The 24571-nt window shown below is 65.1% G+C and carries 23 protein-coding genes; 4 read left to right on the forward strand and 19 right to left on the reverse strand.

What is annotated here, in order from left to right:
• Positions 1-17: 17 nt before the first annotated feature.
• The 3 genes from P0645_RS16205 to P0645_RS16215 are packed head-to-tail and all read right to left on the reverse strand — an operon-like array spanning position 18 to position 2629.
• A complete protein-coding gene (locus tag P0645_RS16205; protein WP_284165635.1) occupies positions 18-914 on the reverse strand; it encodes a PfkB family carbohydrate kinase in 897 nt (298 codons plus the stop codon).
• A 1-nt stretch (position 915) separates the two neighbouring features.
• Entirely contained in the window at positions 916-1884 is a 969-nt protein-coding gene (locus tag P0645_RS16210) for a sugar phosphate isomerase/epimerase family protein (RefSeq protein WP_284165636.1), read from the reverse strand.
• 22 nt (positions 1885-1906) lie between these two features.
• Entirely contained in the window at positions 1907-2629 is a 723-nt protein-coding gene (locus P0645_RS16215; protein ID WP_284165637.1) for a GntR family transcriptional regulator, read from the reverse strand.
• Between the two features lie 103 nt (positions 2630-2732).
• On the opposite strand from P0645_RS16215, the gene P0645_RS16220 reads away from it, so the two are divergent.
• From P0645_RS16220 to P0645_RS16235, 4 genes are all read left to right on the forward strand, one after another.
• Positions 2733-4265 carry a UxaA family hydrolase gene (locus tag P0645_RS16220; protein ID WP_284165638.1) on the forward strand — a complete coding sequence of 511 codons (1533 nt, stop codon included), beginning with the start codon at positions 2733-2735 and terminating at the stop codon, positions 4263-4265.
• Between the two features lie 138 nt (positions 4266-4403).
• Positions 4404-6011, forward strand: coding sequence for a peptide chain release factor 3 (locus P0645_RS16225; RefSeq protein ID WP_284165639.1), 1608 nt, complete (start codon positions 4404-4406; stop codon positions 6009-6011).
• A 372-nt stretch (positions 6012-6383) separates the two neighbouring features.
• Positions 6384-6893: a VPLPA-CTERM sorting domain-containing protein gene (locus P0645_RS16230; RefSeq protein ID WP_284165640.1), complete on the forward strand. Its 510-nt coding sequence runs from the start codon at positions 6384-6386 to the stop codon at positions 6891-6893.
• A gap of 239 nt (positions 6894-7132) precedes the next feature.
• Positions 7133-8680: a DEAD/DEAH box helicase gene (locus tag P0645_RS16235; protein WP_284165641.1), complete on the forward strand. Its 1548-nt coding sequence runs from the start codon at positions 7133-7135 to the stop codon at positions 8678-8680.
• Between the two features lie 88 nt (positions 8681-8768).
• Here P0645_RS16235 and P0645_RS16240 read toward each other — a convergent pair whose 3' ends face one another.
• The 16 genes from P0645_RS16240 to P0645_RS16315 all read right to left on the reverse strand — a co-directional run bounded on the left by P0645_RS16240 (position 8769) and on the right by P0645_RS16315 (position 24339).
• Positions 8769-10448: a ribonuclease J gene (locus P0645_RS16240; RefSeq protein ID WP_284165642.1), complete on the reverse strand. Its 1680-nt coding sequence runs from the start codon at positions 10446-10448 to the stop codon at positions 8769-8771.
• Positions 10445-11224: a type III pantothenate kinase gene (locus P0645_RS16245; protein WP_284165643.1), complete on the reverse strand. Its 780-nt coding sequence runs from the start codon at positions 11222-11224 to the stop codon at positions 10445-10447. The genes P0645_RS16240 and P0645_RS16245 overlap by 4 nt, the downstream gene beginning before the upstream one ends.
• A 12-nt stretch (positions 11225-11236) precedes the next feature.
• On the reverse strand, positions 11237-11998 hold the full coding sequence (locus P0645_RS16250; RefSeq protein WP_284165644.1) for a biotin--[acetyl-CoA-carboxylase] ligase: 762 nt from the start codon (positions 11996-11998) through the stop codon (positions 11237-11239).
• Positions 11988-13427, reverse strand: coding sequence for an NADH-quinone oxidoreductase subunit NuoN (nuoN, locus tag P0645_RS16255; protein ID WP_284165645.1), 1440 nt, complete (start codon positions 13425-13427; stop codon positions 11988-11990). The genes P0645_RS16250 and nuoN overlap by 11 nt, the downstream gene beginning before the upstream one ends.
• 12 nt (positions 13428-13439) lie before the next feature.
• Positions 13440-14981 carry an NADH-quinone oxidoreductase subunit M gene (locus tag P0645_RS16260; protein ID WP_284165646.1) on the reverse strand — a complete coding sequence of 514 codons (1542 nt, stop codon included), beginning with the start codon at positions 14979-14981 and terminating at the stop codon, positions 13440-13442.
• On the reverse strand, positions 14981-17203 hold the full coding sequence (nuoL, locus tag P0645_RS16265; protein ID WP_284165647.1) for an NADH-quinone oxidoreductase subunit L: 2223 nt from the start codon (positions 17201-17203) through the stop codon (positions 14981-14983). The genes P0645_RS16260 and nuoL overlap by 1 nt, the downstream gene beginning before the upstream one ends.
• A 9-nt stretch (positions 17204-17212) precedes the next feature.
• The gene (gene nuoK, locus P0645_RS16270) at positions 17213-17518 is read right to left on the reverse strand and encodes an NADH-quinone oxidoreductase subunit NuoK (RefSeq protein ID WP_284165648.1); all 306 of its coding nucleotides are present in this window, start codon (positions 17516-17518) and stop codon (positions 17213-17215) included.
• A gap of 114 nt (positions 17519-17632) precedes the next feature.
• A complete protein-coding gene (locus P0645_RS16275; RefSeq protein WP_284165649.1) occupies positions 17633-18052 on the reverse strand; it encodes a hypothetical protein in 420 nt (139 codons plus the stop codon).
• 25 nt (positions 18053-18077) lie between these two features.
• A complete protein-coding gene (locus P0645_RS16280) occupies positions 18078-18686 on the reverse strand; it encodes an NADH-quinone oxidoreductase subunit J (protein ID WP_284165650.1) in 609 nt (202 codons plus the stop codon).
• Positions 18683-19090 (reverse strand): carboxymuconolactone decarboxylase family protein, encoded by a 408-nt coding sequence (locus P0645_RS16285; RefSeq protein WP_284165651.1) that lies wholly within the window; start codon positions 19088-19090, stop codon positions 18683-18685. Before P0645_RS16285 ends, P0645_RS16280 begins: the two co-directional genes overlap by 4 nt.
• A gap of 7 nt (positions 19091-19097) precedes the next feature.
• Entirely contained in the window at positions 19098-19592 is a 495-nt protein-coding gene (nuoI, locus tag P0645_RS16290) for an NADH-quinone oxidoreductase subunit NuoI (RefSeq protein WP_284165652.1), read from the reverse strand.
• Positions 19592-20341, reverse strand: a complete 750-nt coding sequence (locus P0645_RS16295) for a methyltransferase domain-containing protein (protein ID WP_284165653.1) — start codon at positions 20339-20341, stop codon at positions 19592-19594. The genes nuoI and P0645_RS16295 overlap by 1 nt, the downstream gene beginning before the upstream one ends.
• Positions 20342-20364: 23 nt before the next feature.
• Positions 20365-21402 (reverse strand): NADH-quinone oxidoreductase subunit NuoH, encoded by a 1038-nt coding sequence (gene nuoH, locus P0645_RS16300; RefSeq protein ID WP_284165654.1) that lies wholly within the window; start codon positions 21400-21402, stop codon positions 20365-20367.
• A 25-nt stretch (positions 21403-21427) separates the two neighbouring features.
• Complete coding sequence (locus P0645_RS16305; RefSeq protein WP_284165655.1) at positions 21428-21850, reverse strand: YNQ4 family lipoprotein; 423 nt, start codon at positions 21848-21850, stop codon at positions 21428-21430.
• Entirely contained in the window at positions 21850-23883 is a 2034-nt protein-coding gene (gene nuoG / locus P0645_RS16310) for an NADH-quinone oxidoreductase subunit NuoG (protein WP_284165656.1), read from the reverse strand. Before nuoG ends, P0645_RS16305 begins: the two co-directional genes overlap by 1 nt.
• A gap of 42 nt (positions 23884-23925) precedes the next feature.
• Positions 23926-24339: a DUF5333 domain-containing protein gene (locus P0645_RS16315; RefSeq protein ID WP_284165657.1), complete on the reverse strand. Its 414-nt coding sequence runs from the start codon at positions 24337-24339 to the stop codon at positions 23926-23928.
• Positions 24340-24571 lie beyond the last annotated feature (232 nt).

Consider the following 24571-nt stretch of genomic DNA (forward strand, 5'->3'; position numbering starts at 1 on the left):
CTTCGCTTAGGCGCCCTTCAGCCGCAGCCGGCGCTTCCTGCGAGAAACCGTTCGACCTGAGGTCGGCGGATGGCCGATCGCCCCTCTGGCGGGGTCGAGACGAAGAGCGCGGCTGCCGCCTGGGCGAAGGGCGCGGCTTCTTCGAGGCTGTCGCCTCTCATCAGCCCGGCCGCGAGCGCGCCGATGAAGGCATCACCCGCGCCATGGGCAGAGAGCGCCTTCACGGGCACGGCGGGCGAAAGGGTTGCAGCCGTGCCATCCCATGTGGCGATCCCGTCCGCCCCGCGCGTCAGGATCGCGCGGGCCGGCCCGAGCGCCGCGAGGGCAGCGACGCTCTCGGCAGGCGACAGGTCGCCGACGAGTTCCGACGCCTCGCCACGATTGACGACGATGAGCGAGAGGAGGCGCAGCAGTTCCGCTGCCAGCGGCCGGGCGGGGGCGGCATTGAGGATCACCGCCGCCCCCCGCGCCACCGCCGTCCGCGCCAGCGCGAGGTTCACCGCCGCGGGCAGTTCGTTTTGCAGCAGAAGAAGACGACAGCCAGCGGGCAGGTCGATCCCGGTCGGATCGAGCTGGGCATTCACGCCCGACACGACCACGGCGCCATATTCGCCATCCGCCTGCAGGATCGCCACGCTCATGCCCGAGGCGCCCCGGTGCCGCCGCACGCGGGCAGTCCCCACTCCGGCGGCAGCAAGCTCCGCCAAGAGAAGATCGCCCGCCCCGTCGGTACCGACCGCGCCCGCCATCTCGACCGTCGCGCCCATCCGCGCCGCCATGACCGCCTGATTGCCACCCTTGCCGCCGAACGCATAGCGCACGGCGCTGCCCATCAGTGTCTCGTCGGCGCGGGGCAGCCGCGCCGCGCTGACGATCACGTCGTGATGAAGCGCGCCGCAGACCAGAAGCGACATCTCACTTGTCCTTGAAAAGCGCGGCGCGGACGGCGGCCAGCGCCGCCGCCGCGTCCTGACGTGCTTGGGCTTCGGTCAAAGACTGACCATCGCGCAGCCGCCGCGCGGCCGACCGCAGCGTTTCGGCCATCGTGACATTGGCCGCGGCCTCGGCGCAGGGATCGAGGCCGCCATGATCGGGGAACGTGTCGAAATAGATCGTGCCCCGATAGCCGATCCGGTCGAGCGCCAGGAACAGTCCGACCGTCTCGACCGGATGGACCGAGCCCACCATCAGACCGTCGTCGCGCTTTCCGTAGCCGTCGTTCAGATGAACGCCGAAGAGCGGCGCCCTGCGCGCGATGAGGCGCGCGGTCTGGCCGGGATCCTCGCCCGCATAGAGAGAATGGGCGAAATCGAGCGCGACACCAAGATTTGGGCGGTTCACCTCGGCCAGCGCCAGCAGGACCGTGGCCGCATCGCGCAGGACGGCGCGGGCGCGCGGCTCGTCGGGCTTGTATTCCACCGCGACGGGGCAGGCGGGATCGTGCGCGGCGACCTCTGAAAGCGCCGCGACCGTATCCTGCCAGAGCCGGTCGAAATCGGCCTGCAATGGATAATCCACTCCGTCCTGGCCAAGCCAGAGCGTCATAACCCCGCCGCCCATCGCGCCCAGCATGTCGATGCCGCGCCGGGTCAGGTCGATCGCCTTTTGCCGGATCAGCCGGTCGGGATGGGTGAAGGCGCCAAGCCGGAAGGCCGGGTCGGCGCCATAACGCATGGCCAGACCGTTGAGACCGATGCCATACCGGTCGAGAATCTCCCGCGTCGCCTGCGCCGTCAGCCCCGCCAGATGATCGGGGTAGTTCAGGTCGGCCGCATCGATCCCGGGCACGCTCGCCGCACGCGCAACCATGTCCTCAAGCCCTGCTCCGGTCCGGAAAGCGTTCAGCCGGACGGCATAGCGCGGGCGGGTATCGAGGAAGCTCATGGGCGGTTCCTTTCAGGCCCTGTCAGCCCGGGGCGAAAAGCTCCGGCCGTTCGAGAACGAGAGGTTCGAGGATCTTGATCAGCTGGCCAAGGTGCTGGCGCGTCGCCTCGCGCGCCTGGACCGGATCACGCGCCTCGAGCGCGGCGACGATCGCCTGATGTTCGCTCAGCGTCGCCTGGACCCGTCCCGGCTCTGGCAGGATCAGCTGGCGCGCGCGGTTCACATGGACCCAGGAGGTTTCCGCAATCGCCGCCAGCCGGCGGAAACCGGTAAACCCGAGGATCAGTTCATGCATCTCGGCATCCATCTTGTAGAAGCCCGAAATGTCGCCATCGGCGATCAGGGCCTCCTGCACCCGCAGATTGCGGCGCAGGAGGATCAACTGGTCCTCGGTGATGGTCGCGGCCACCCGCTCGACCGCCGCCAGTTCAAGCGCCTCGCGCAGGAAGGCGCCTTCCCTGATTTCCTCCATCGAGAAACGGGCGACGAAGGTTCCTGCCTGCGGCACGATATCGACGAGCGCCTCGGCGGCGAGCCGCGCCACCGCCTCGGACACGGGCGAGCGCGAGACGCCGAGCGCCTCGCAGATCTCGGGCTTGCGCAGAATCTCGCCCGGCCGGTAGGCGAGCGACAGGATCGCCTGTTTCAGGGCGCCATAGACCTTCTGGGCAAGCGAGCCGGGAAAGGCCTCGAGCGACTGCAGGACGGGCGTCTGCCTTGCCTCTTGCGGCGCACTGTCGTTCATAGGTAACATACTAACATGTTAGACCTCGCTCCCTCTCTGTCAAGCCGCGCCGCGCACTTCGGGCGGTCTGGCCCCGGGCGCGACAGGAAAAGAGGCAAAGCCCATGTCCCCGCCCGAAACGCTCCCCCAAAGGCCGATAATCCGCCTGCATCCGGATGACAACATTTTCGTGGCGCTGCGCGATTTCGCGGCAGGCGAGGCGGTAGGGGGGGTGCAGCTGGCAGGCCCGGTGCCGCGCGGCCACAAGATAGCTGCCCGCGCCCTAGAGCCGGGTGAGCGCGTGATCCGTTACGGCCAGACGATCGGCATCGCCACGCGGGCGATCGCCGCGGGCGAGCATGTGCACAACCACAATCTCGGCATGGGCGATCACGATCAGGACTACCAGTTCGCAACTGACCTGCGCCCCCTGCCCGCGCCCGGTGCGGCGCGGACATTCATGGGCTACCGCCGCCCCGACGGACAGGTCGGCACGCGCAATTACCTCGGCATCCTCACATCAGTGAATTGCTCCGGTTCGGTCGCGCGTTTCATCGCCGAGGCGGCGGAGCGCGCGGGCTGGCTTGACGACTATCCCCATATCGACGGCGTGGTACCCATCGTCCATGGCACAGGTTGCGGCATGTCGGGAAAGGACGAGGGCTACGAGACCCTGTTCCGCACCCTGCAGGGCTATGCGCGTAACCCGAATTTCGCGGGCATCCTTTTGGTCGGGCTCGGCTGCGAGGTGATGCAGGTCGCCGATCTCGTCGGCCGCGACCGGCTCAGGGCCGACGGCAATTTCCGCTACATGACGATCCAGCAGACCGGCGGCACCCGCGCCACGATCGACAAGGGGCTGGCGGAACTGCGGGCCATGGCACCTGCGGCCAATGCCGCCCGGCGGACGGAGGAAAGCCTGCACCACCTGGTGATCGGCATGCAGTGCGGCGGCTCTGACGGCTATTCCGGCATCACCGCCAACCCGGCGCTCGGCGCGGCCTCGGACCTTCTGGTGGCCCACGGCGGCACGACCATCCTGTCGGAGACGCCGGAGATATATGGCGCCGAGCACCTTCTGACCCGCCGCGCGGTCAGCCGCGAGGTCGGCGAGAAACTGATCGCGCGCGTGCGCTGGTGGGAGGATTATACCGCCCGGCTTGGTGGAGAGATGGACAACAATCCCTCGCCCGGCAACAAGCGCGGCGGGCTGACGACGATCCTGGAAAAATCGCTCGGCGCCGTCGCGAAGGGCGGCACGGCGCCGCTGGCCCAGGTCTACAAGTTCGCGGAACCGATCACCGAACGCGGCTTCGTCTATATGGACAGCCCGGGCTATGACCCCTGTTCTGTCACCGGCCAGATCGCCTCGGGTGCCAATCTCATCGCCTTCACCACCGGGCGCGGCTCGGTCTCGGGCTACAAGCCCGTGCCCTGCATCAAGCTTGCCACCAACAGCGAGATGTACGGGCGGATGAAGGGCGACATGGACCTGAACTGCGGCGATATCGTCACCCATGGCGTCAGCATCGAGGAAAAGGGCGCCGAGATCCTTGAACTGATGATCCGCGTTGCCTCGGGCGAGAAGACGAAAAGCGAGGAACTGGGCTTTGGCGGCGCGGAGTTCGTGCCCTGGGCCATGGGCGCGGTGATGTGACGGCCGCTCATCGCGCCTTGCAGCGCTCTTCGCTCTCTCACCCCGCGCCGCGCGACGAGTGCCGAAGGCATCGAGGAGCGACGCCGCCCGGCGCGCCGCGATTGCAGAGCGATCCGGCATTCGCTAAAGCCTGCAGCCATGCTCGATGCCCAGACAAACCGCCCCGACCTGCCGCCGGAGATTGCCCGGAGGCGCACGTTCGCCATCATCTCGCACCCTGATGCGGGCAAGACGACGCTGACCGAAAAGTTCCTTTTGTTCGGCGGCGCGATCCAGATGGCCGGCCAGGTGCGCGCCAAGGGCGAGGCGCGGCGCACCCGGTCGGACTTCATGAAGATGGAGCAGGAACGCGGCATTTCCGTCTCGGCCTCGGCCATGTCGTTCGACTTCGGTCAATTCCGCTTCAACCTCGTCGATACCCCCGGCCACTCGGACTTTTCCGAAGACACCTACCGCACGCTGACCGCCGTCGATGCCGCGATCATGGTGATTGACGGGGCGAAGGGCGTCGAAAGCCAGACGCGGAAGCTGTTCGAGGTCTGCCGCCTGCGCGATCTGCCGATCCTGACCTTCTGCAACAAGATGGACCGTGACAGCCGCGACACGTTCGAGATCATCGACGAGATTCAGGAAAATCTGGCGATTGACGTCTCGCCCGCGTCCTGGCCGATCGGCATGGGCCGCGATTTCATCGGCTGTTACGACATATTGCACGACCGGCTGGAACTGATGGACCGGGCCGACCGCAACCGCGTGGCCGAAAGCATCAAGATCGACGGGCTGGACGACCCCAAGCTTGCCGATCACGTCCCCGCCGAACAGCTTGCGAAGCTGCGCGAGGAGCTGGAGATGGCGCGCGAGCTTCTGCCCGCCTTCAACCGGCAATCGTTCCTCGAAGGTCACATGACGCCCATATGGTTCGGCTCGGCGATCAACTCGTTCGGGGTCAAGGAGCTGATGGCGGGGATCGGCGAATATGGGCCGGAACCGCAGCCGCAGAAGGCGAACGAACGCGCGATCTCGGCCGAGGAAAAGCCGGTGACCGGCTTCGTCTTCAAGGTGCAGGCCAACATGGACCCCAAGCACCGCGACCGGGTGGCCTTCGTCCGCCTTGCCTCGGGGCATTTCGAGCGGGGCATGAAGCTTCTGCATGTCAGGTCGAAGAAACCGATGGCGGTGTCGAACCCCGTCCTCTTTCTCGCCGCCGACCGCGAACTGGCGGAAGAAGCCTGGGCAGGCGATATCATCGGCATCCCGAACCATGGCCAGCTCAGGATCGGCGACGCGCTGACCGAGGGCGAGGTGCTGCGGTTCACCGGCATCCCGTCTTTCGCGCCGGAACTGTTGCAGACGGTGCGGGCGGGCGATCCGATGAAAGCGAAACATCTGGAAAAGGCGCTGATGCAGTTCGCCGAGGAAGGCGCGGCCAAGGTCTTCAAGCCCGCCATCGGTTCGGGCTTCATCGTGGGCGTCGTGGGCGCCCTGCAGTTCGAGGTGCTGGCGAGCCGGATCGAGCAGGAATATTCGCTGCCCGTGCGTTTTGAAGCCTCGCAATTCACCTCGGCCCGCTGGGTGACGGGGCCGAAGGCGGATGTCGAGAAGTTCGTGAACACGAACAAGGGCCATATCGCGAATGACCATGACGGAGACATCGTCTATCTGACGCGCCTGCAATGGGACATCGACCGGATCCAGCGCGACTATCCGGCGCTGAAACTCAGCGCGACCAAGGAAATGATGGTCTGAGCGGCGCAGGCTGCGTCGGGGCGCATGCAACCGGCCCAGTCGGCGCTGCGGCGCAGTGTCGGACGCTCCGCCATCAATCTGAAGACAATAGGCGCGGCCCTGTGGGCGACAACCCGCCGATGGACAGGTAAATTATGTCACGATTATGGCAATCATGACCGGATTGGCGCGCCTTCACGCCTTGCTTGGCCCCGATTCGGACAGCCCGTCGCCGCATTCAGGCGGCATACGGCCCGGTTTGTCCGCACAAATCGCGCCAATTCCAGTCATATCCGCCAATCGTCACCAAATCCGGAACACTGGCATTGCGTCAAAATTCTGACCCAATTCGAACGGATGAAGGATCGGTGGCTGCTGGTGTGAGGACCGGATATGAAACAATTTTCGCTGAAGGCGCTCGTGGTGGCGGCAGTGCTCGGCTCGGCCGGATCGGCGTCGGCTGTCACGCTCAACATCGACAGCGGCTGGGACCGGTTCGCGTTCGGCGCGGTCGGAACGCTTGCCAAGCGGGTCTTCACCTTCACCCTGTCGGGCTTTGCCAACCTCTCGATCGTCGACGGCTATCTTGCGGGCGACCAGTTCGAGGTCTTCCTCAACACTGTCTCACAGGGGCTGACCTCGGTTCCGGTGCAGGGCACCACCAATCTCGGCGCCAACTATGACGCCGCCTTCGGCGACCCAGATTTCAGCAACTGGACGCAGCGGCTCGGCCCCGGCAGCTATACGCTGACCATGCTCGTCACCCAACGCTCCGGCACCAACACGATCGACCATCTCGGCGCCGTGCGCCTCGATACAGCGCCGATCCCGCTCCCTGCTGCAGGGCTTCTGCTTCTGACGGCTCTCGGCGCCGCGGCGGCGGCGCGGCGGCGCAGCATCTAGCGCCGCCGAATCGAGAAGGGTTTCCCCTCTGCCGCACCAGGCGGGAAACCCGAGACAAACGCCGTTCGCACAGCCCCGCGGACGGCGTTTGCTTGTGCCGCAAGCCATGGCACGATTGACCTTTTTCGTCGTTTGCGTTAGGTGCGGGCCACCCGCATCCGGCGGGCACTGCCACGGGGCGCCCGGCATATTGCGTCCCTTCACCCTTGCGGCCCGATGCCGCGACCTGATGGACGCTAATGACCAAGTTCAACGACCTGAAACTGGACCCCCGGGTCCTTCAAGCCATTGCCGAAGCCGGCTACGAAAACCCCACACCGATCCAGGCCGGCGCCATCCCGCCCGCCCTTGAAGGAAAGGATGTGCTGGGCATCGCCCAGACCGGCACCGGCAAGACCGCCTCCTTCACCCTGCCGATGATCACCCTTCTTTCGAAGGGTCGCGCCCGGGCAAGGATGCCGCGCTCGCTGGTGCTGGCGCCGACGCGCGAACTGGCCGCGCAGGTGGCCGAGAATTTCGACGTCTACGCCAAACATACCAAACTCACCAAGGCGCTGCTCATAGGCGGCGTTTCCTTCGGCGAGCAGGACAAGCTGATCGACCGCGGCGTCGACGTGCTGATCGCGACGCCCGGGCGCCTTCTTGACCATTTCGAGCGCGGCAAGCTTTTGCTGACCGGCGTGCAGATCATGGTCGTGGACGAGGCCGACCGCATGCTCGACATGGGTTTCATCCCCGATATCGAACGGATTTTTCAGCTAACGCCTTTCACCCGCCAGACGCTGTTCTTCAGCGCCACGATGGCACCGGAGATCGAGCGGATCACCAACACTTTCCTGCATACGCCGGTGAAGATCGAGGTGGCACGCCAGGCCACCGCTTCCGAGACGATCGAGCAGCGGCTGATCCAGATCGTCCCCGCCCGCAAAGACCAGACGGCCAAGGCCAAGCGCGAGCTTCTGCGCGCCGTGATCAAGGCCGAAGGCGCGGCCTGCACCAACGCCATCCTCTTTTGCAACCGCAAGACCGAGGTCGATATCGTTGCCAAATCGCTGAAGACGCATGGTTTCAACGCGGCGCCCATCCATGGCGACCTCGACCAGAGCCAGCGGATGCGGACCCTGGACGATTTCCGCGAGGGTCGGCTGCAGTTCCTCGTCGCCTCCGACGTGGCGGCGCGGGGCCTGGACATTCCCGCAGTGAGCCATGTCTTCAACTTCGATCTGCCCAGCCATGCCGAGGACTATGTCCACCGGATCGGCCGCACCGGGCGCGCGGGCCGCAAGGGCACGGCGATTTCCATCGCGACGCCCGGCGACCAGAAATATCTCGACCAGATCGAGGCGCTGGTGAAGAAGGAAATCCCGCGCGGCGATGTTCCCGAAGGGTTCGCACTGTCGGAAGCCGCGCAGAAACCACCGCGCAAGGATGATGGCCCGAAAGGCCGCGGCGCCCGTCCGGCACGTCCGGCGCGCGAGGAAAAGCGCGCCCGTCCGATCAAGGAGCACGGTCAGGAAGCCTCGATGGCGCCGGTCGTGGCCGAACCGATCCTGGTGGCGGAAGCGCCGGAGGCCGCCGCCCGCCCCGCGCGCAGCGACAGCCGCCCCGAAGAGCGCAAGCGCGAGCGGAGGTCCGAAAACCGTTCGGATCGTTCGGACCGCCCCGACCGCCCCGACCGCAACGAGCGCCGGGACCGGCGCGAGGAGCCGGTGGTGGGGATGGGCGACCATGTGCCCGATTTCCTGATGCGCGGCCTGCCGCAGGCCAAGGCCGCCGGAGACGCCTGAGCAGAGGCTCGTCGAGCATTTCATGCACTCCTCGCCGTCAGGCCCGAAGAGTGCACGCAGTGCTCGATGAGGCGCCTGTCGGGCGCTCTTATTCGGCCAGAAGGCGGCTGATCACCACGCTGACCTCGGGCTTCTTGCCCACCTCTTCGGCCGCGACCTGGCGGACGATGCGCTTGATCGCCTCGTCGAGCTTGCCGTCGTCGCGGATCACCTTGTCCGGCGCGCCTTCCAGGAACTCCCCCAGCTCGTCCTCGATCGCATCGGCCAGCGCCTTGCCGGTCGCGCCGGTTTCCGGCAGGCCCATAAGCTCGACCCAGGCGTCGCCCAGGGGGGCGCCATCCTCGTCGATGATCACGGTCGCGAAGACGACCCCGTTCAGCGCCATGCGGATCCGGTCGCGCACCACGCCATCCAACGCGCCAATGAGCGCCGTCCCGTCAAGGTAAAGCCGACCGGTCTCGATCTGCTCGACGACCGCGGGCGCGGCGCCCGACAGGCTGACCATCGTGCCGTTCGTCACGATGGCCGCCCCCATGCCCTTTGCGCGCGCGAGCCCCGCATGTTCGCGCAGATGGCGGTGTTCGCCGTGCATCGGCACCACCATCAGCGGGTTCACCAGCTCGTGCACGGCTTCCAGGTCCGGCCGGTTGGCGTGGCCCGAAACGTGATAGGCGCCGCCCCGGTCGTCGATCACATCCACGCCCCGGATCGACAGGGCGTTCATGATGCGGATCACATCCTTTTCGTTGCCCGGGATGGTCTTGGAAGAGAAGAGGAACATGTCGCCCTCCCTCAGCTCGATCCCCAGATATTTGCCACGGCTCAGCGCGGCGGAGGCCGCGCGCCGTTCGCCCTGGCTGCCGGTCACGATCAGCATCAGCGACTGGCGCGGCAGTTCCTCGGCCTCCTCGGGGGAAAGGACGCGCGGGAAATCGGTCAGAAGGCCGGTCTCGACGGCGGTCGTCACCATCTTGTTCATCGCGCGGCCGAGAAGGCAGATCGAGCGTCCCGCCGCCCGTCCCGCCTCGGCCAGCGTCTTCAGCCGTGCGACGTTCGAGGCGAAGGTGGTGGCGACCACCATCCCCTCCTGTTCGGCGATGAGTTTCGCGAGCGGTTCGGCCAGCGTCGCCTCGGACCGGCCGGGCAAGGGCGAGAAGACATTGGTGGAATCGCAGACAAGCGCGCGGACGCGGCCATTCTCGGTCGCGATCCTCAGCCATTCCTCGGGATTGAACGGCTCGCCGACGATGGGCGTGCCGTCGAGCTTGAAGTCGCCCGAATGCACCACCCGTCCGGCCGGCGTGTCGATGATCAGCCCCGCACTTTCCGGGATCGAATGGCTGACCGGCACGAACTGCACGCGGAAGGGCCCGGCCTCTGTCACGGCCGGGCGCGGCCCCACCACATGGATCGCGTCGGTGGGCTGGCCCGCCTCCTCCATCTTGCTTGCGGCAATCGCGCCGGTGAATTTGCGCGCATAAACCGGCGCGCGGAGTTTCGGCCAGAGATGACCAAGCGCGCCCACATGATCCTCGTGAGCGTGCGTGATGAAGATCGCCTCGATCCGGCTCTGGTTTTCGACCAGCCAGCTGATGTCGGCCATGATCAGATCGACACCGGGCGACGTGTCCATGTCGGGAAAGGCCACCCCCAGATCGACGACGATCAGCCGTTCCTGCCCCGGTCTGCCATAGCCATAGACATAGCAGTTCATGCCGATCTCTCCGGCGCCGCCGAGCGGCATGTAGATCAGGCGTTCGTCAGTCATTGTTTTTCCAGTCTGGCATTGTGGCGATGAATGAGGACGAGGCCATGCATGGTCAGGTCGTCCTCGACTGTGTCGAATATCTCTGTGCCCTGTTCGAAGAGCGAGGCCAAGCCCCCGGTGGCGATAACCTTCATCGGGCGGCCCCGCTCGGCCCGGATCTGGCGCACGATGCCCTCGACAAGGCCGACATAGCCCCAGAAGACGCCCGACTGCATGCAGGCGATGGTGTTGGTGCCGATCACCTGCGCGGGCTTCGTTACATCGACATGCGGCAGCGCGGCGGCGGCCATGTGCAGCGCCTCGAGCGAGAGGTTGACGCCCGGAGAGATCACGCCGCCGATATAGGCGCCGTCGTTGTCGACAACGTCGAACGTGGTCGCGGTGCCGAAGTCGACGATGATCAGGTCGCCGCCATGGCGGTCGAAGCCGCCCACGGTATTGACCAGCCGGTCGGGGCCGACGGTCGTGCCCTGATCGACCCGGGGCGCGACGGGCAGCGCGCAGTCGGGCTTGCCCACAACCAGGGGACGGCAGCCGAAATAGCGGTCGCACAGGACACGCAGGTTGAAGACCACACGCGGCACGGTCGAGGAGATGATGGCATCGGTGACCTTCACCTCGATCCTCGCGGCCCAGAACAGATGCGAGAGCCAGACGTAATATTCGTCCGCCGTGCGCTGATGCGAGGTCGATATGCGCCAGGTGGCGAGGAAACCCTCGCCGTCCCAGATCGAAAAGACCGTATTGGTATTGCCGCAGTCGATGCAAAGCAGCATGCCCGACCCCTCTCAGAAAAAGATGTCGGCGGCCGAAATCGTCCGGCGGCCCCGATCGGTTCCTAGCACGAGCGCGCCATCCTCGGCCAAACCTTCGAAGCGGCCTTCAAAGGTCTCAGCCATGGTGCGGGCGCGGATCGTCTGGCCAAGCCGTGCGGCGCGCGCAAGCCATGCCGTGCGGATCGGCGCGAAGCCATAAGCGGTGAACTGGCTTTCCCAGCGGGCGAAGGCCGGGCCGAGGCGGTCGAGAAGCTCGTCGGGCGTCAGGCGCAGGCCGGTCTCGCCCTGAACCGACACGGGCTTCAGCGCGCCGGGTTCCACCGCGTCGGCGGGAGGTGCTGCGATCAGGTTGACGCCGATGCCGATAACCAGATGGCCGACCTGCGGCCCCTGCCCTGCGCTTTCCAGCAAGATCCCCGCGACCTTGCCGCCGTTCAGCAGCACATCGTTCGGCCATTTCAGCGTGAAACGACCGGCTGGCCCGACGAGCGCCCCAAGCGCATCGTCAAGGGCCAACGCCGCCACGAAGCTTCTGAGCGCCGCCTGCGCCGGATCACCTGTCGGGCGCATCACCAGCGAGGCGAAGAAATTGCCTTCGGGGCTGACCCAGGCCCTGCCCCTTCGTCCCCGCCCGCCGGTCTGGCGGCGCGCCATGATCCAGCTGGGGCGGGTCAGGCCGGGCGCAAGGCGCGCGGCTTCGGAATTGGTGCTGTCGACCTCGGCCAGCACGTGGCGGGCATAGGCGTCGGGCCAGTCTGGCGCGTCAGCGGACAAGCGCTTCCGCCGCTGCCGCCGCCGCGCCCTCGATCCCGAAGAGGTTGATCGCCCCGAGGACCATCACCAAAGCCGCGCCCATCAGCATGGCCCAGGGCATCGGCGCCATGCGGACGCTGACGCCCTCACGCTCGGTCCCGAAATACATGAAATAGACGATGCGCAGGTAATAGAAGGCACCGATGACCGAGGCGATCACCGCCAGAACCGCGAGCCAGCCCATGTCCGCGTCCACTGCGGCTTTCAGGACCGCGAACTTGGCGAAAAAGCCAAGCATCGGCGGCACGCCCGCAAGCGAGAACATCAGGACGAGGAGTGCCAGCGCCTTCGCCGGTTCACGCTTCGAGATCAGGTTCAGATCGGCGATCTCGGTCGCATGCACATCGCCCCGCCGCATCGACAGGATGAAGGCGAAGGTACCGAGGTTCATCGCGACATAGATCGCCATGTAGGTCAGCATCGCCTGCACGCCGCCCTGCGTGCCGGCGGCGAGGCCCACGAGCGCAAAGCCCATGTGGGCGATGGACGAATAGGCCATCAGGCGCTTGATGTCGGTCTGGCCGATCGCCGCCACGGCGCCGAGGAACATCGACAGGACGGCAAGCAGCGCCACCACCTGGCTCCAGTCCGCGACGGCGCCGCCGAAGGCATCGAACATCACCCGCGCGAAAAGGCCCATCGCGGCGACCTTGGGTGCGGTGGCAAAGAAGGCGGTGACCGGCGTGGGCGAGCCCTCATAGACGTCGGGCGTCCACATGTGGAAGGGGACGGCCGAGACCTTAAAGGCAAGGCCGGTGATCAGGAAGACAAGGCCGAAAAGCGCGCCGGTGGTCAGATGGCCGTCCGTCGCGGCGGCGATGATGCCGCTGAACGCGGTCGTGCCGGTGAAGCCGTAGATCAGCGAAGCGCCGTAAAGCAGAAGACCCGACGAAAGCGCGCCGAGGACGAAATATTTCAGCCCCGCCTCGTTCGACCGCACGCTGTCACGCCGAAAGGCCGCGACGACATAAAGCGACAAGGATTGCAGTTCGAGCCCCATATAGAGCGACATGAGATCGCCCGCAGAGACCATCACCATCATGCCGATCACCGCGAAGGTGATAAGGATCGGATATTCGAACCGGGCGAGGCGCTCGCGCGCCATCCAGTCCTCGCTCATCGCCAGCACCCCGGCAGCGCCCAGAAGCAGCGTCACCTTGGCGAAGCGTGCGAAGGCGTCCGAGATGATCGCTCCGCCGAAGGCCGTACCGTCCGGCACCGGGCAGAGCCCGACCCAGGCTGCCACGCCGAGGAAGACCGCGACCGTCGCCCAGGTCAGGATGCGGGCGAGCCCGTCCTTCGATGTGTAGACGGCGAGCATCAGTGCCGCCATCGCGTAAAGCGCCAGCGCCACTTCGGGCAGAACGATGGAAAGATCAGACTGGACCACGGGACTTCTTCCTCAATGGCTGGCCGTTTCGGTCGCGGTATCCGCGGCCGGAATGGCGGCTTGGTAGGTTTCGACAAGGGCCGCGACGGACGGCCCGATCCGGTCGGTCACGACCGACGGATAGATGCCGAGGAGGAGCGTCATGGCCACAAGCGGTGCCATCACGGCCTTTTCGCGCAGGCTCATGTCGGTGATGCCCTTCAGCGCGTCCTTCACCAGCTCGCCCATCACCACCCGGCGGTAAAGCCAGAGCGCATAGGCGGCCGAGAGGATCACGCCCGAAGTGGCGACGGCGGCGACCCAGGTGTTGACCTGGAAGATGCCCATGAGCGTCAGGAACTCGCCCACGAAACCGGACGTGCCCGGCAGCCCGACGTTCGCCATGGTGAAGAACATGAAGATCAGCGCGTAGGCCGGCATCCGGTTCACAAGCCCGCCGTAGGCGTCGATCTCGCGCGTGTGCATGCGGTCATAGATGACGCCGACGCCAAGGAAGAGCGCGCCCGAGATGAAGCCGTGGCTGAGCATCTGGAAGATCGCGCCGTCGATGCCCTGCTGGTTCGCCGCGAAAATACCCATGGTGACATAGCCCATGTGCGCGACCGAGGAATAGGCGATCAGCTTCTTCATGTCGCTTTGCGCGAGCGCCACAAGCGACGTGTAGACGATGGCGATGGCCGACATCCAGAAGACCAGGGGTGTCAGCAGGTCGGACGCGACCGGAAACATCGGCAGCGAGAAGCGCAGGAAGCCGTAGCCACCCATCTTCAGAAGCACCGCCGCCAGGATCACCGACCCCGCCGTCGGCGCCTGGACGTGGGCATCCGGTAGCCAGGTATGGACCGGCCACATCGGCATCTTGACCGCGAACGAGGCAAAGAAGGCGAGCCAGAGCAGAGTCTGCACCCCGCCGACGATATGGAAGCCCCACAGCCCAATCGTGTCGGACGCGAACTGGTGCGTCATCAGCGTCGGAATGTCGGTCGTGCCCGCATCGCGGTACATGGCGATCATCGCAACGAGCATCAGGACCGAGCCGAGGAAGGTATAGAGGAAGAACTTGAACGAGGCGTAGATCCGGTCCTTGCCGCCCCAGATGCCGATGATCAGGAACATCGGAATGAGGCCCGCCTCGAAGAAGAGGTAGAAAAGCACGAGGTCGAGCGCGGTGAAGACGCCGATCATCAGCCCTTCAAGGACGAGGAAGGCGATCATGTATTCCTTCACCCTTTTGTCCACTTCCCAGGCCGACAGGATGGTGATCGGCATGAGGAAGGTGGTCAGAAGAACGAAGAGGATCGAGATCCCGTCGACGCCCATCTTGTAGCGCAGCCCCATGATCCAGTCGCCCTCGTCCACGAACTGGAAGCCCGTGTCCGAGGGATCGAAATCCTTGAGAAGCAGGAGCGAGAGGAGGAAGGTTGCCGTGGTCGCGAGAAGCGCCAGCCATTTGGCATTCCGGTCGGACGCCGCGTCGCTGCCGCGCAGGAAAAGCGCGAGGACAGCCGCCGCGACGAGGGGCAGGAAAGTAAGGATGGAAAGCAGGTTTTCCATTAGTGCGCGCCCCCCGAGAGCGTCATCCAGAGAAGAAGCCCGGCGATGCCAAGGACCATCGCGAAGGCATAGTGGAAGATGTAACCCGACTGCGCCCGGCCCGCGAGGCGGGTGAAGAAGGGCACGATGCCCATGGCGACGCCGTTGATCGTGCCGTCGATGACCGCGCCGTCGCCGCGCCTCCACAGGAAGCGTCCAAGCGCCTTGGCCGAGCGGACGAAGATGAAGTCATAGACCTCGTCGAAGTACCATTTGTTCAGAAGGAACCGGTAGAGGATCGGCTGCTGCGCCGCGAGGCGCCCCGGGATCGAGGGATCACGGATGTAGAAGATCCAGGCGGTCGCGAAACCGATCAGCATGGCGACGAAGGGCGAGACCTTGACCCATTTGGGCGCGTGGTGGGCGTCGTCCATCACATGATTGTCCGGTGCCATGAAGATCGCGCCTTGCGGTGCGTGGCCCGGCTCGGCTGCGCCATGCGCCTCCTCGGTGGCGGCGCCTTCGGTCGCCGCTGCCTCGTCGGTTGCGTGATCGTCGGTTGCGTGATCGTCTGTTGCAGGAGCCTCAGCCGTGGTCGCGTGATCGGCGGGTTCGCCTTCAGCCCCGGCTGTTTCCTCATGGGCAGCGATACCGAAGAAGCTGTTCACCTGATGATGGTCGCCGAAGAAGGGCCCGTACCAGACCATGCCCGCCAGCACTGAGCCCACGGCGAGCACGCCGAGCGGGATGGTCATAACGGCGGGGCTTTCGTGCGGCTGATGGTCGTGGCCGTGGCCGTGGTCGTCGTGGCCGTGCGCATGGTCATGTGCGTGATCGTGGCCGTGGTCATGGCCGTGACCATGCCCATGGCCCCAGCGCGCCTCGCCGTAGAAAGTCATGAAAATCAGACGCCAGGAATAGAAGCTGGTGAAGCAGGCCGCCACAACCAGCGCCCAGAATGCGAAGCCGTTGCCCGACGCGAAGGCCGACTCAATGATCGCATCCTTCGACAGGAAGCCTGCAAAGCCGATCGTCGTCAGCGGAATGCCCACGCCGGTGATGGCAAAGGTGCCGATCATCATCGCCCAGAAGGTCAGCGGGATATGCTTCCTGAGCCCACCATAGTGGCGCATGTCCTGCTCATGGTGCATCGCGTGGATGACCGAACCCGCGCCCAGGAACAGCATCGCCTTGAAGAAGGCATGGGTGAAAAGGTGGAACATCGCCGCGCCATAGACGCCCGCGCCCGCCGCCACGAACATGTAGCCAAGTTGCGAGCAGGTCGAATAGGCGATGACGCGCTTGATGTCGTTCTGCACGAGACCCACGGTTGCGGCGAAGAAGGCGGTCGCGGCGCCGACATACATCACGAACGACTTCGCCTCGGGCGCATATTCGAAGAGGGGCGACATGCGGCAGACGAGGAAGACCCCCGCCGTCACCATGGTCGCGGCATGAATGAGGGCCGACACCGGCGTCGGGCCTTCCATCGCGTCGGGGAGCCATGTGTGCAGGAAGAGTTGCGCCGATTTGCCCATGGCGCCGACGAAGAGGAGGAAGGCCAGAAGGTTCGCGGCATTCCAGTCGGTCCAGAGGAAGGTCAGCTGCGTCTCAGAGAGCGCCGGGGCGGCGGCGAAGACGTCATCCATGTTGATGGAATCGACGAGGTAGAAGAGGCCGAAGATGCCAAGTGCAAAGCCGAAGTCGCCCACCCGGTTCACGACAAAGGCCTTGATCGCGGCGGCATTGGCGCTTGGCTTGCGGTAATAAAAGCCGATCAGCAGGTAGGAGGCGACGCCCACCCCCTCCCAGCCGAAGAACATCTGGACGAGGTTGTCGGCCGTCACCAGCGCCAGCATCGCGAATGTGAAGAACGACAGGTAAGCGAAGAAGCGGGGCTTGTAGACCTCGCCCTCATGCCAGTTCACGTCGTGGTCCATATAGCCCCACGAATAGAGGTGAACGAGCGAGGAGACGGAGGTCACCACCACCAGCATGATCGCGGTCAGCCGGTCGAGGCGGATCGACCAGGAGGTGTCGAGCGAGCCCGACTGGATCCAGTTCAGTATGTGGATGTGCTGGGTGGTGCCGTCGAAATTCAGGAACGTGACCCAGGACAGCGCACAGGCCACAAAGAGGACACCCGTCGTCAGCGCCAGCGCGCCCTTTTCGCCGATCAGACGCCAGCCGAAGCCCGCGATGATCGCGGCGGCGAGGGGGGCGAGGAGAATGAATTGCAGCATGGCGCGCCCTTAGCCTTTCATCACGTTGACGTCTTCGACGTCGATGGTCCCGCGGGTGCGGAAGAAGGTGACGAGGATCGCGAGGCCGATCGCGGCCTCGGCGGCGGCGACGGTCAGGACGAACATGGTGAAGACCTGCCCCGCGAGGTCATGCAGGAACGAGGAGAAGGCGACGAAGTTGATGTTCACGGCCAGAAGCATCAGTTCGATCGACATCAGGATGACGATCACGTTCTTCCTATTCAGGAAGATCCCGAAGATGCCGATCACGAAGAGCGCGGCAGCAACGCTCAGGTAATGTGTCAGTCCGATCATCGCTTCGTCCCTCCGGGGATGCGCCCCGTATCGTCTTTTCGTCCTGTCCCGGGCCTGACCCGGGACCTCGTTTTCTCAATGCGCCCCGTATCGCATCCGGCGCGGCTGTGCCACCTATCCGGCGGCCTCGGTCAATATCGCCTCGCTGCAGACGCAGGCGTCGGCCGCCATCTTGCCATCCGCGACGGTGAAACCTTTCAGTTCCAGCTTCTCTTTCAGAACATCAAGATCGGTCTCGCCGCCCCGGATCGCCTCGAAGGCCACCTCGGTCGCGGTATCGAGCTGATATTCCTCCGGGTGGCTGGCCGCGAGCATCCTGCCCGCCTTGCAGTCGGCGACATTCAGCGTGCGCAGACCAAGGCTTTCGCCCGCGACCGCCCAATGGTCGAAGATGGCGATCTGGCCCCGCGCCCAGATACCGGCGGCCTTGCCCTGACCGGTATCTTCGCACTGCACGTTCTTCGTCGTCAGCGCCCCGGCAGGGGCGGCGAGCGTCAGGGTCGCGCAAATGAAGGTTGCTAGGGTCCGTTTCATTTTCTTATCTCCGGTTGCACAGGGGTCAAAGCCCCTGCCCCGGTTTGACGTCCTTCAGTTCCATCGCCTTGGCCGGATCGCGCCACATCTGTTGCAGCACGTTCTGGCGCTTGATGTCCTTCCTATGCCGCATGGTCAGGACGATGGCGCCGATCATGGCGACCAGAAGGATCAGGCCCGCGAGCTGGAAGAGGTGGATGTACTTGTCATACATCAGAAGGCCGAGCGCGGCGGTGTTCTCGATGCCCTCGGGCGTCACCGCCTGACGGGCACCCTCAGCGCCTTCCGAGGCGGTCCAGCCGCCGAAGGCGATGCCGAGCTGCATCAGGATGACCACCCCGATCAGAAGTCCGAGCGGCATATATTTCGCCATCTCGCCCTTCAGTTCGGCAAAGTCGATGTCGAGCATCATCACGACGAAGAGGAAGAGGACCGCCACCGCACCCACATAGACGATGACCAGAAGCATCGCCACGAACTCGGCCCCCAGAAGCACGAAGAGGCCCGAGGAAGAGAGGAAGGCGAGGATCAGCCACAGGACCGAATGGACCGGGTTGCGGGCCAGAACCACCATCAGGCCCGCCAGAACGACCGGCACGGCGAAGAGGTAGAAGGCGAAATCCGCGAATGTCATGTCTCACTCTCCGTCTCGTCAAAGACCTTCTGCGCAATCTCCAGCGCACGGGTCATGGCGGGGACCCCGCCGAACATGGACATCTGCCAGATCACTTCCGCGATCTCGCGCTTGGTGGCGCCCGCTTCCAGCGCATGGCGGATCGTCAGGCGCATCTGCGGCTCGCCCTGCGCGCCCAGCACCGTCAGCGCGGCGACCGTGACCAGAAGGCGGGTGCGCGCATCCAGACCTTCCTTGTTGAAGGTCTTGCCGAACCACATTTCCAGCATGTCCTTGGACATGGTGGGGAAAAGCTTCTCGACATCGAAGCCCTTGAAAGTCTCCAAGGCCGGATTGAAGGCGCGGGCCATTTCCTGACCCGATGCCATCATCTGCGCGAAGAGTTTCTGGAATTCGTCGGTCATCTGGCCGTCACCGATAGGGCGCGTCGAGTTCGAGGTTGCGGGCGATCTCGGCCTCCCAGCGTTCGCCGTTGGCCAGAAGCTTGGCCTTGTCGTAGAAAAGCTCCTCGCGCGTCTCGGTGGCGAATTCGAAATTCGGCCCCTCGACGATCGCATCCACGGGGCAGGCCTCCTGACAGAAGCCGCAATAGATGCATTTCGTCATGTCGATGTCGTAGCGCGTGGTGCGGCGCGAGCCGTCCTCACGCGGTTCGGCGTCGATGGTGATCGCCTGCGCCGGGCAGATCGCCTCGCACAGCTTGCAGGCGATGCAGCGTTCCTCGCCATTGGGGTACCGGCGCAGCGCATGTTCGCCGCGGAAGCGGGGCGAGAGCGGGCCCTTTTCGTGTGGGTAGTTCAGCGTGGCCTTCGGGGCGAAGAAATACTTCAGCCCCAGCCTCATCCCCGCCCAGAAGTCGGCAAGCAGGAAATATTTCGCGGCGCGGGTGTAGTCGATATTCGCCATCATTCTTCCTCCGAGCCTTCCAGATCTCCATCCCAGCGTGCCACATAGTCACTCTGAAGCGTGCGCTCCGCCAGCTTTGCGTCTTCCGGCTTGCGGATCGCGTAGTAAAGATAGACGCGCGACGACGGCAGCTTCTTCCACAACCCGAAGAGCCGATGCCCGAGGTCCGCAGGATCGCGCAAGGCAACTGCGGGAAACTTTGGCTGGGCCGGCAGTGCCTCGCAGATCAGGACCTCGCAGCCTGCCGTCCGTTTCCAGAAGCTATAGACCAGTTCCGCGCTGAACTGATAGAGACCATGGCCCCACCAGCCGTTCATTCCGTTCGCCGATGCAAAGACACCACCGGGCTTCAGCATCGTAAAGACGTTGCGCAGTGCCTGCGGGACGTCGAACACATGTTCGATCGTGCCGCCGTCATAGATGAAATCGAACTTGCCATGCAGGTCCGAAGCGACCGGCAGGTTCAGGTCATGGACGTAGTCGGCGCCCTCGTAATCCGAATAGTCGAGCGCACGCGCATCCCCGAAGCCAAATGTGGCGAAGGCCTTTTCGGCGAAGCCGTCCTCCTGCACCAGATCGTCGATGGTCCGATCGGCAATGCCTGCCTGCCGCAGCGACCGATTGAACAGGCGTGCGCCCTTGCCACGATAGTGAAGGCCCTGACGCCCGAGCATCAGGGTGGCTTCCCTCGGGCCGATCTCGCGGCTGAGTTTGGCAAGCCTGTCAAATTGTACGATGTCGATGCCCATGGCGAACTCCGGCTCTCCTCAGATCAAAGGCCCATCGTGAAGCGGGCCCAGAAGGCGCCAAGCACTTCGAATTTTGCGAGGAAGGACACCACGACCACCCAGCCGAGCGACAGGGGCAGGAAGACCTTCCAGCCGATCCGCATCAGCTGGTCATAGCGGTAGCGCGGCACGATGGCCTTCACCATGGCGAAGAGGAAGAAGAAAAAGCCCATCTTCGCGACCATCCACAAAGGCCCGTCCGGCAGCCCGGGGATGGGCGAGAGCCAGCCGCCGAAGAAGAGCAGCGAGGTCAGCGCGCACATCAGGAAGATGGCGATATATTCGCCGGCCATGAACAGAAGGAACGGCGTCGAGGAATATTCGACCTGATAGCCCGCGACGAGTTCGGATTCCGCCTCGGGCAGGTCGAAGGGCGGGCGGTTGGTCTCGGCCAGCGTCGAGATGAAGAACATCGCCACCATCGGCAGGTGCGGCAACCAGTACCAGCCCAGTAGGCCATAGGACGTGTCCTGGGCGCGCACGATGTCGCCGAAGTTCAGCGATCCGGTCGAGATCACGACACCGATGATGATGAGACCAAGCGAGACCTCGTAGCTGATCATCTGCGCGGCGGACCGCAGCGAACCGAGGAACGGATATTTCGAGTTCGAAGCCCAGCCGCCCATGATCACGCCATAGACCTCGAGCGACGAAATCGCGAAGACGTAAAGGATCGCCACGTTGATGTCGGCCAGCACCCAGGTGTCGTTGAACGGGATGACCGCCCAGGCGATCATGGCCAGAACGAACGACAGCATCGGCGCGAGGAAGAAGACGAACCGGTCCGCCCCCGCGGGCACGACGATTTCCTTCACCACATATTTCAGCGCGTCCGCGACCGACTGCAGAAGACCGAAGGCCCCCACTACGTTCGGCCCGCGCCTCATCTGGACAGCGGCCCAGATCTTGCGGTCGCCATAGACGAGGAAGAGCAGCGAGATCATCACGAACCCGATGACCAGAAGGCCCTGGAGCGCGATCAGGACAAGGGCCCCGAGCGGTGTTGCGAGAAACTCTGCCATATGTCGTCAGTCCCCTGTAAGGCCGTCAGGCCCCGGTCTTCGCCTTGGTCGGAATCTTGCGTTCGGCACATTCTTCGACCGTCACTTCCGCGTCGATCGTCGAGATACCGGCGGGCAGGGCCGACGTGACGCTGTAAACAGCATCCGCGCGCCAAACGCCACCCTCTTTGTCGGTGATCGTGCGCACGTTGCGCACGAAATTCATACCATGGTCGAGCGCGAAACCGGCCACCACACAGCGCGCGTAACCCGCCGCCTCGGCCTCATCCGCAGCGCCCGTCATCTCGGTCCGGACCCGGACCAGATCGTCCTGCCAGATGCGCACCGAGGCCGCGCGATAGTCGCGCCCCGCCGATGCAACATCGCCCGCCCCCGTCTCCGCGCAGGCTGACAGACCGGCCAGAGAGCCGGTCAGAAGCGCGCGGATCGGCAGGCGGGCGGCGATCATCACTCGGCCGCCATCGGCTGTTCGGCGCGGGCCTTCGCCATGGCGGAGAGTTCCGCCATCACGGTCGAGGCGCGCGCGATCGGGTTCGTGAGATAGAAGTCCTTGACCGCATTGCGGAAATCGGCCTTGCCCATCGCCTTGATCTTCGGCGCCTTCCAGTCGTTCGCGGCGACCTCGTCGATCCGGCCAAGATGCGGGTGCGCCGCGACCAGCGCCTGCCGCAGACCGGCGAGCGTGTCCCAGGGCAAGGTCGCGCCAAGCTCTGCCGACAGGGCGCGCAGGATCGCCCAGTTCTCCTTCGCCTCGCCCGGCGCGAAACCCGCGCGCATGGCAAGTTGCGGACGGCCTTCGGTATTGACGAAGAGGCCGTTTTCTTCGGTCCAGGCCGCACCCGGCAGGATCACGTCGGCGCGGTGCGCGCCCCGGTCGCCATGGCTGCCCTGATAGATGACGAAGGCGCCGCCATTTTCATTACGGGCCGCGATGTCCACCTCGTCTGCACCGAGATTGTAGATCACCTCGGCCCCCTCGATGGCCGCCGCCAGACCGCCCTCGGTCACCGCGCCCACATCCATCGCGCCGACGCGCGCGGCCGCGGTATGCAGGATCAGAAGCTTCGACTTCGACCGCGCGCAGATCTCCATCGCCGTTGCCAGCACCGCCGCGCCATCGGCTTCGCGCAGCGCCCCCTGCCCCACGATCACCAGGGACGGAGCGTCAAGCACATCGCTGTGATCACGTTCCAGGATCGCCTGAAGGGCGGCACGGTCCGTTCCGGCATGGTGATAGGCATAGGTCAGATCGGCGGCCTCGCCCACCAGACCGACGAGCGCGCCTTTCGTCCAGGCCTTGCGGATGCGCGCATTGAGGACCGGCGCCTCGTCACGCGGGTTCGTGCCGACAAGCAGGATGTACTTCGCACTGTCGATATCCTCGATCCGCGCGGTGCCGACGTAGGCCGAGCGGTTGCCTTCGGGCAGGTGCGCGCCGTCGGTGCGGCATTCGACATGGCCACCAAGACCCTCGACCAGCTGCTTCAGGCTGTAGGCCGCCTCGACCGGGGCCAGATCGCCGACAAGGCCTGCGACCTTCTTGCCCGTCATCGCCTTGGCGGCGGCGGCCAGCGCCTCGCCCCAGGACGCCTTGCGCAGCTTGCCGTTCTCGCGGACATAGGGCACGTCCAGTCGCTGGCGGCGCAGGCCGTCCCAGACAAAACGCGACTTGTCGGAAATCCATTCCTCGTTCACGCCGTCATGGTTGCGCGGGATGATGCGCATGACCTCGCGGCCCTTGGTGTCGATGCGGACGTTCGAACCGAGCGCGTCCATCACGTCGATCGATTCCGTCTTGGTCAGTTCCCAGGGGCGGGCGGTGAAGGCATAGGGTTTCGAGGTCAGGGCGCCGACCGGGCAGAGGTCGATGATATTGCCCTGCAGGTTCGAATCCAAAGTCATGTTGAGGTAAGAGGTGATCTCGGCATCCTCGCCCCGGCCGGTCTGGCCCATCTGGGTGATCCCGGCCACCTCACTCGTGAAACGCACACAGCGCGTACAGGAAATGCAGCGGGTCATCGCGGTCGAGACGAGCGGCCCGAGGTTCAGGTCCTCGGACGAGCGCTTGGGCTCGCGGTAGCGGCTGAAATCGACGCCGTAGGCCATGGCCTGATCCTGCAGGTCGCACTCGCCGCCCTGATCGCAGATCGGGCAGTCGAGCGGATGGTTGATGAGCAGGAACTCCATCACCCCTTCGCGGGCCTTCTTCACCATGGGCGAGTTGGTCTTGATGACCGAGGGCTCGCCGTTCGGCCCCGGCCGCAGGTCTTTCACCTGCATGGCGCAAGAGGCCGCAGGCTTCGGCGGGCCGCCCACGACCTCGACGAGGCACATCCGGCAGTTCCCGGCGATACTCAGCCGCTCGTGGTAGCAGAAGCGCGGCACCTCGATCCCGGCAATCTCGCAGGCCTGGATGAGCGTCAGGTTCGGGTCGACCTCGACCTCGACGCTGTCGATGATGATCTTGCGCAGATCGGCCATGTTTTCGTCCTTCACGTCCCCGGCGGGCATCGGCCCGCCCGCCTATTTCTCGTAGATGAGCGAGCCCGCAATGGTCCCGCCCGCGATTTCCTTCTGCCCCAGCGCGCAGAACCCCTCGACATTCTCCGGGGTCGCGCCATTGCGGACGAGGTAATCCTCGGCCCGGGCATAGATCTTCTGCTTCTCCGCCTTGTCCTTGAGGAAGGCCTTCACCTCCTCGCGGCTGTAGCCCTGATCGAGCGCCCAGTCCTGAAGCGCGCGCGCTTCGCTGTAGGCACGGATGAAGCGCGCGCCGATGGTCGGGCAGGTCTTCCTGATCCGGTCGGCCACGCGCGCGGCGACCAGCCGGTCGGTGACATAGCTGACGGTGCCCAGAGGCGCCTTGGCGGCGGCCCCGGCCGCGCCAAGGAAGCCGGTCGCGACCAGCAGGGCGGGTGCCAGAAAAGACAGTTTCATCCCAGGTCCTCCAGGGGCGACATGCCCCTTGGACCCAAGGCTGCGGATCGGTCCGCGATAGGCAATAGCAGCACCGCTCATGGCTTGCCCCCCGGCGGGGGGCCGCCGACCGGCGGCCAGGACTTGAATGCCAGAACCAGAAGCGGCAGGAGCGAGAGTGGAAGCGATAGGCATTGTTGCATAAGTCACCCTTGAGGAAAGATAGCCCCTTTCCCCTTCATTATCAGCCCAC

The sequence above is a fragment of the Frigidibacter sp. SD6-1 genome (assembly GCF_030143255.1).
GTDB lineage: Bacteria > Pseudomonadota > Alphaproteobacteria > Rhodobacterales > Rhodobacteraceae > TMP-24.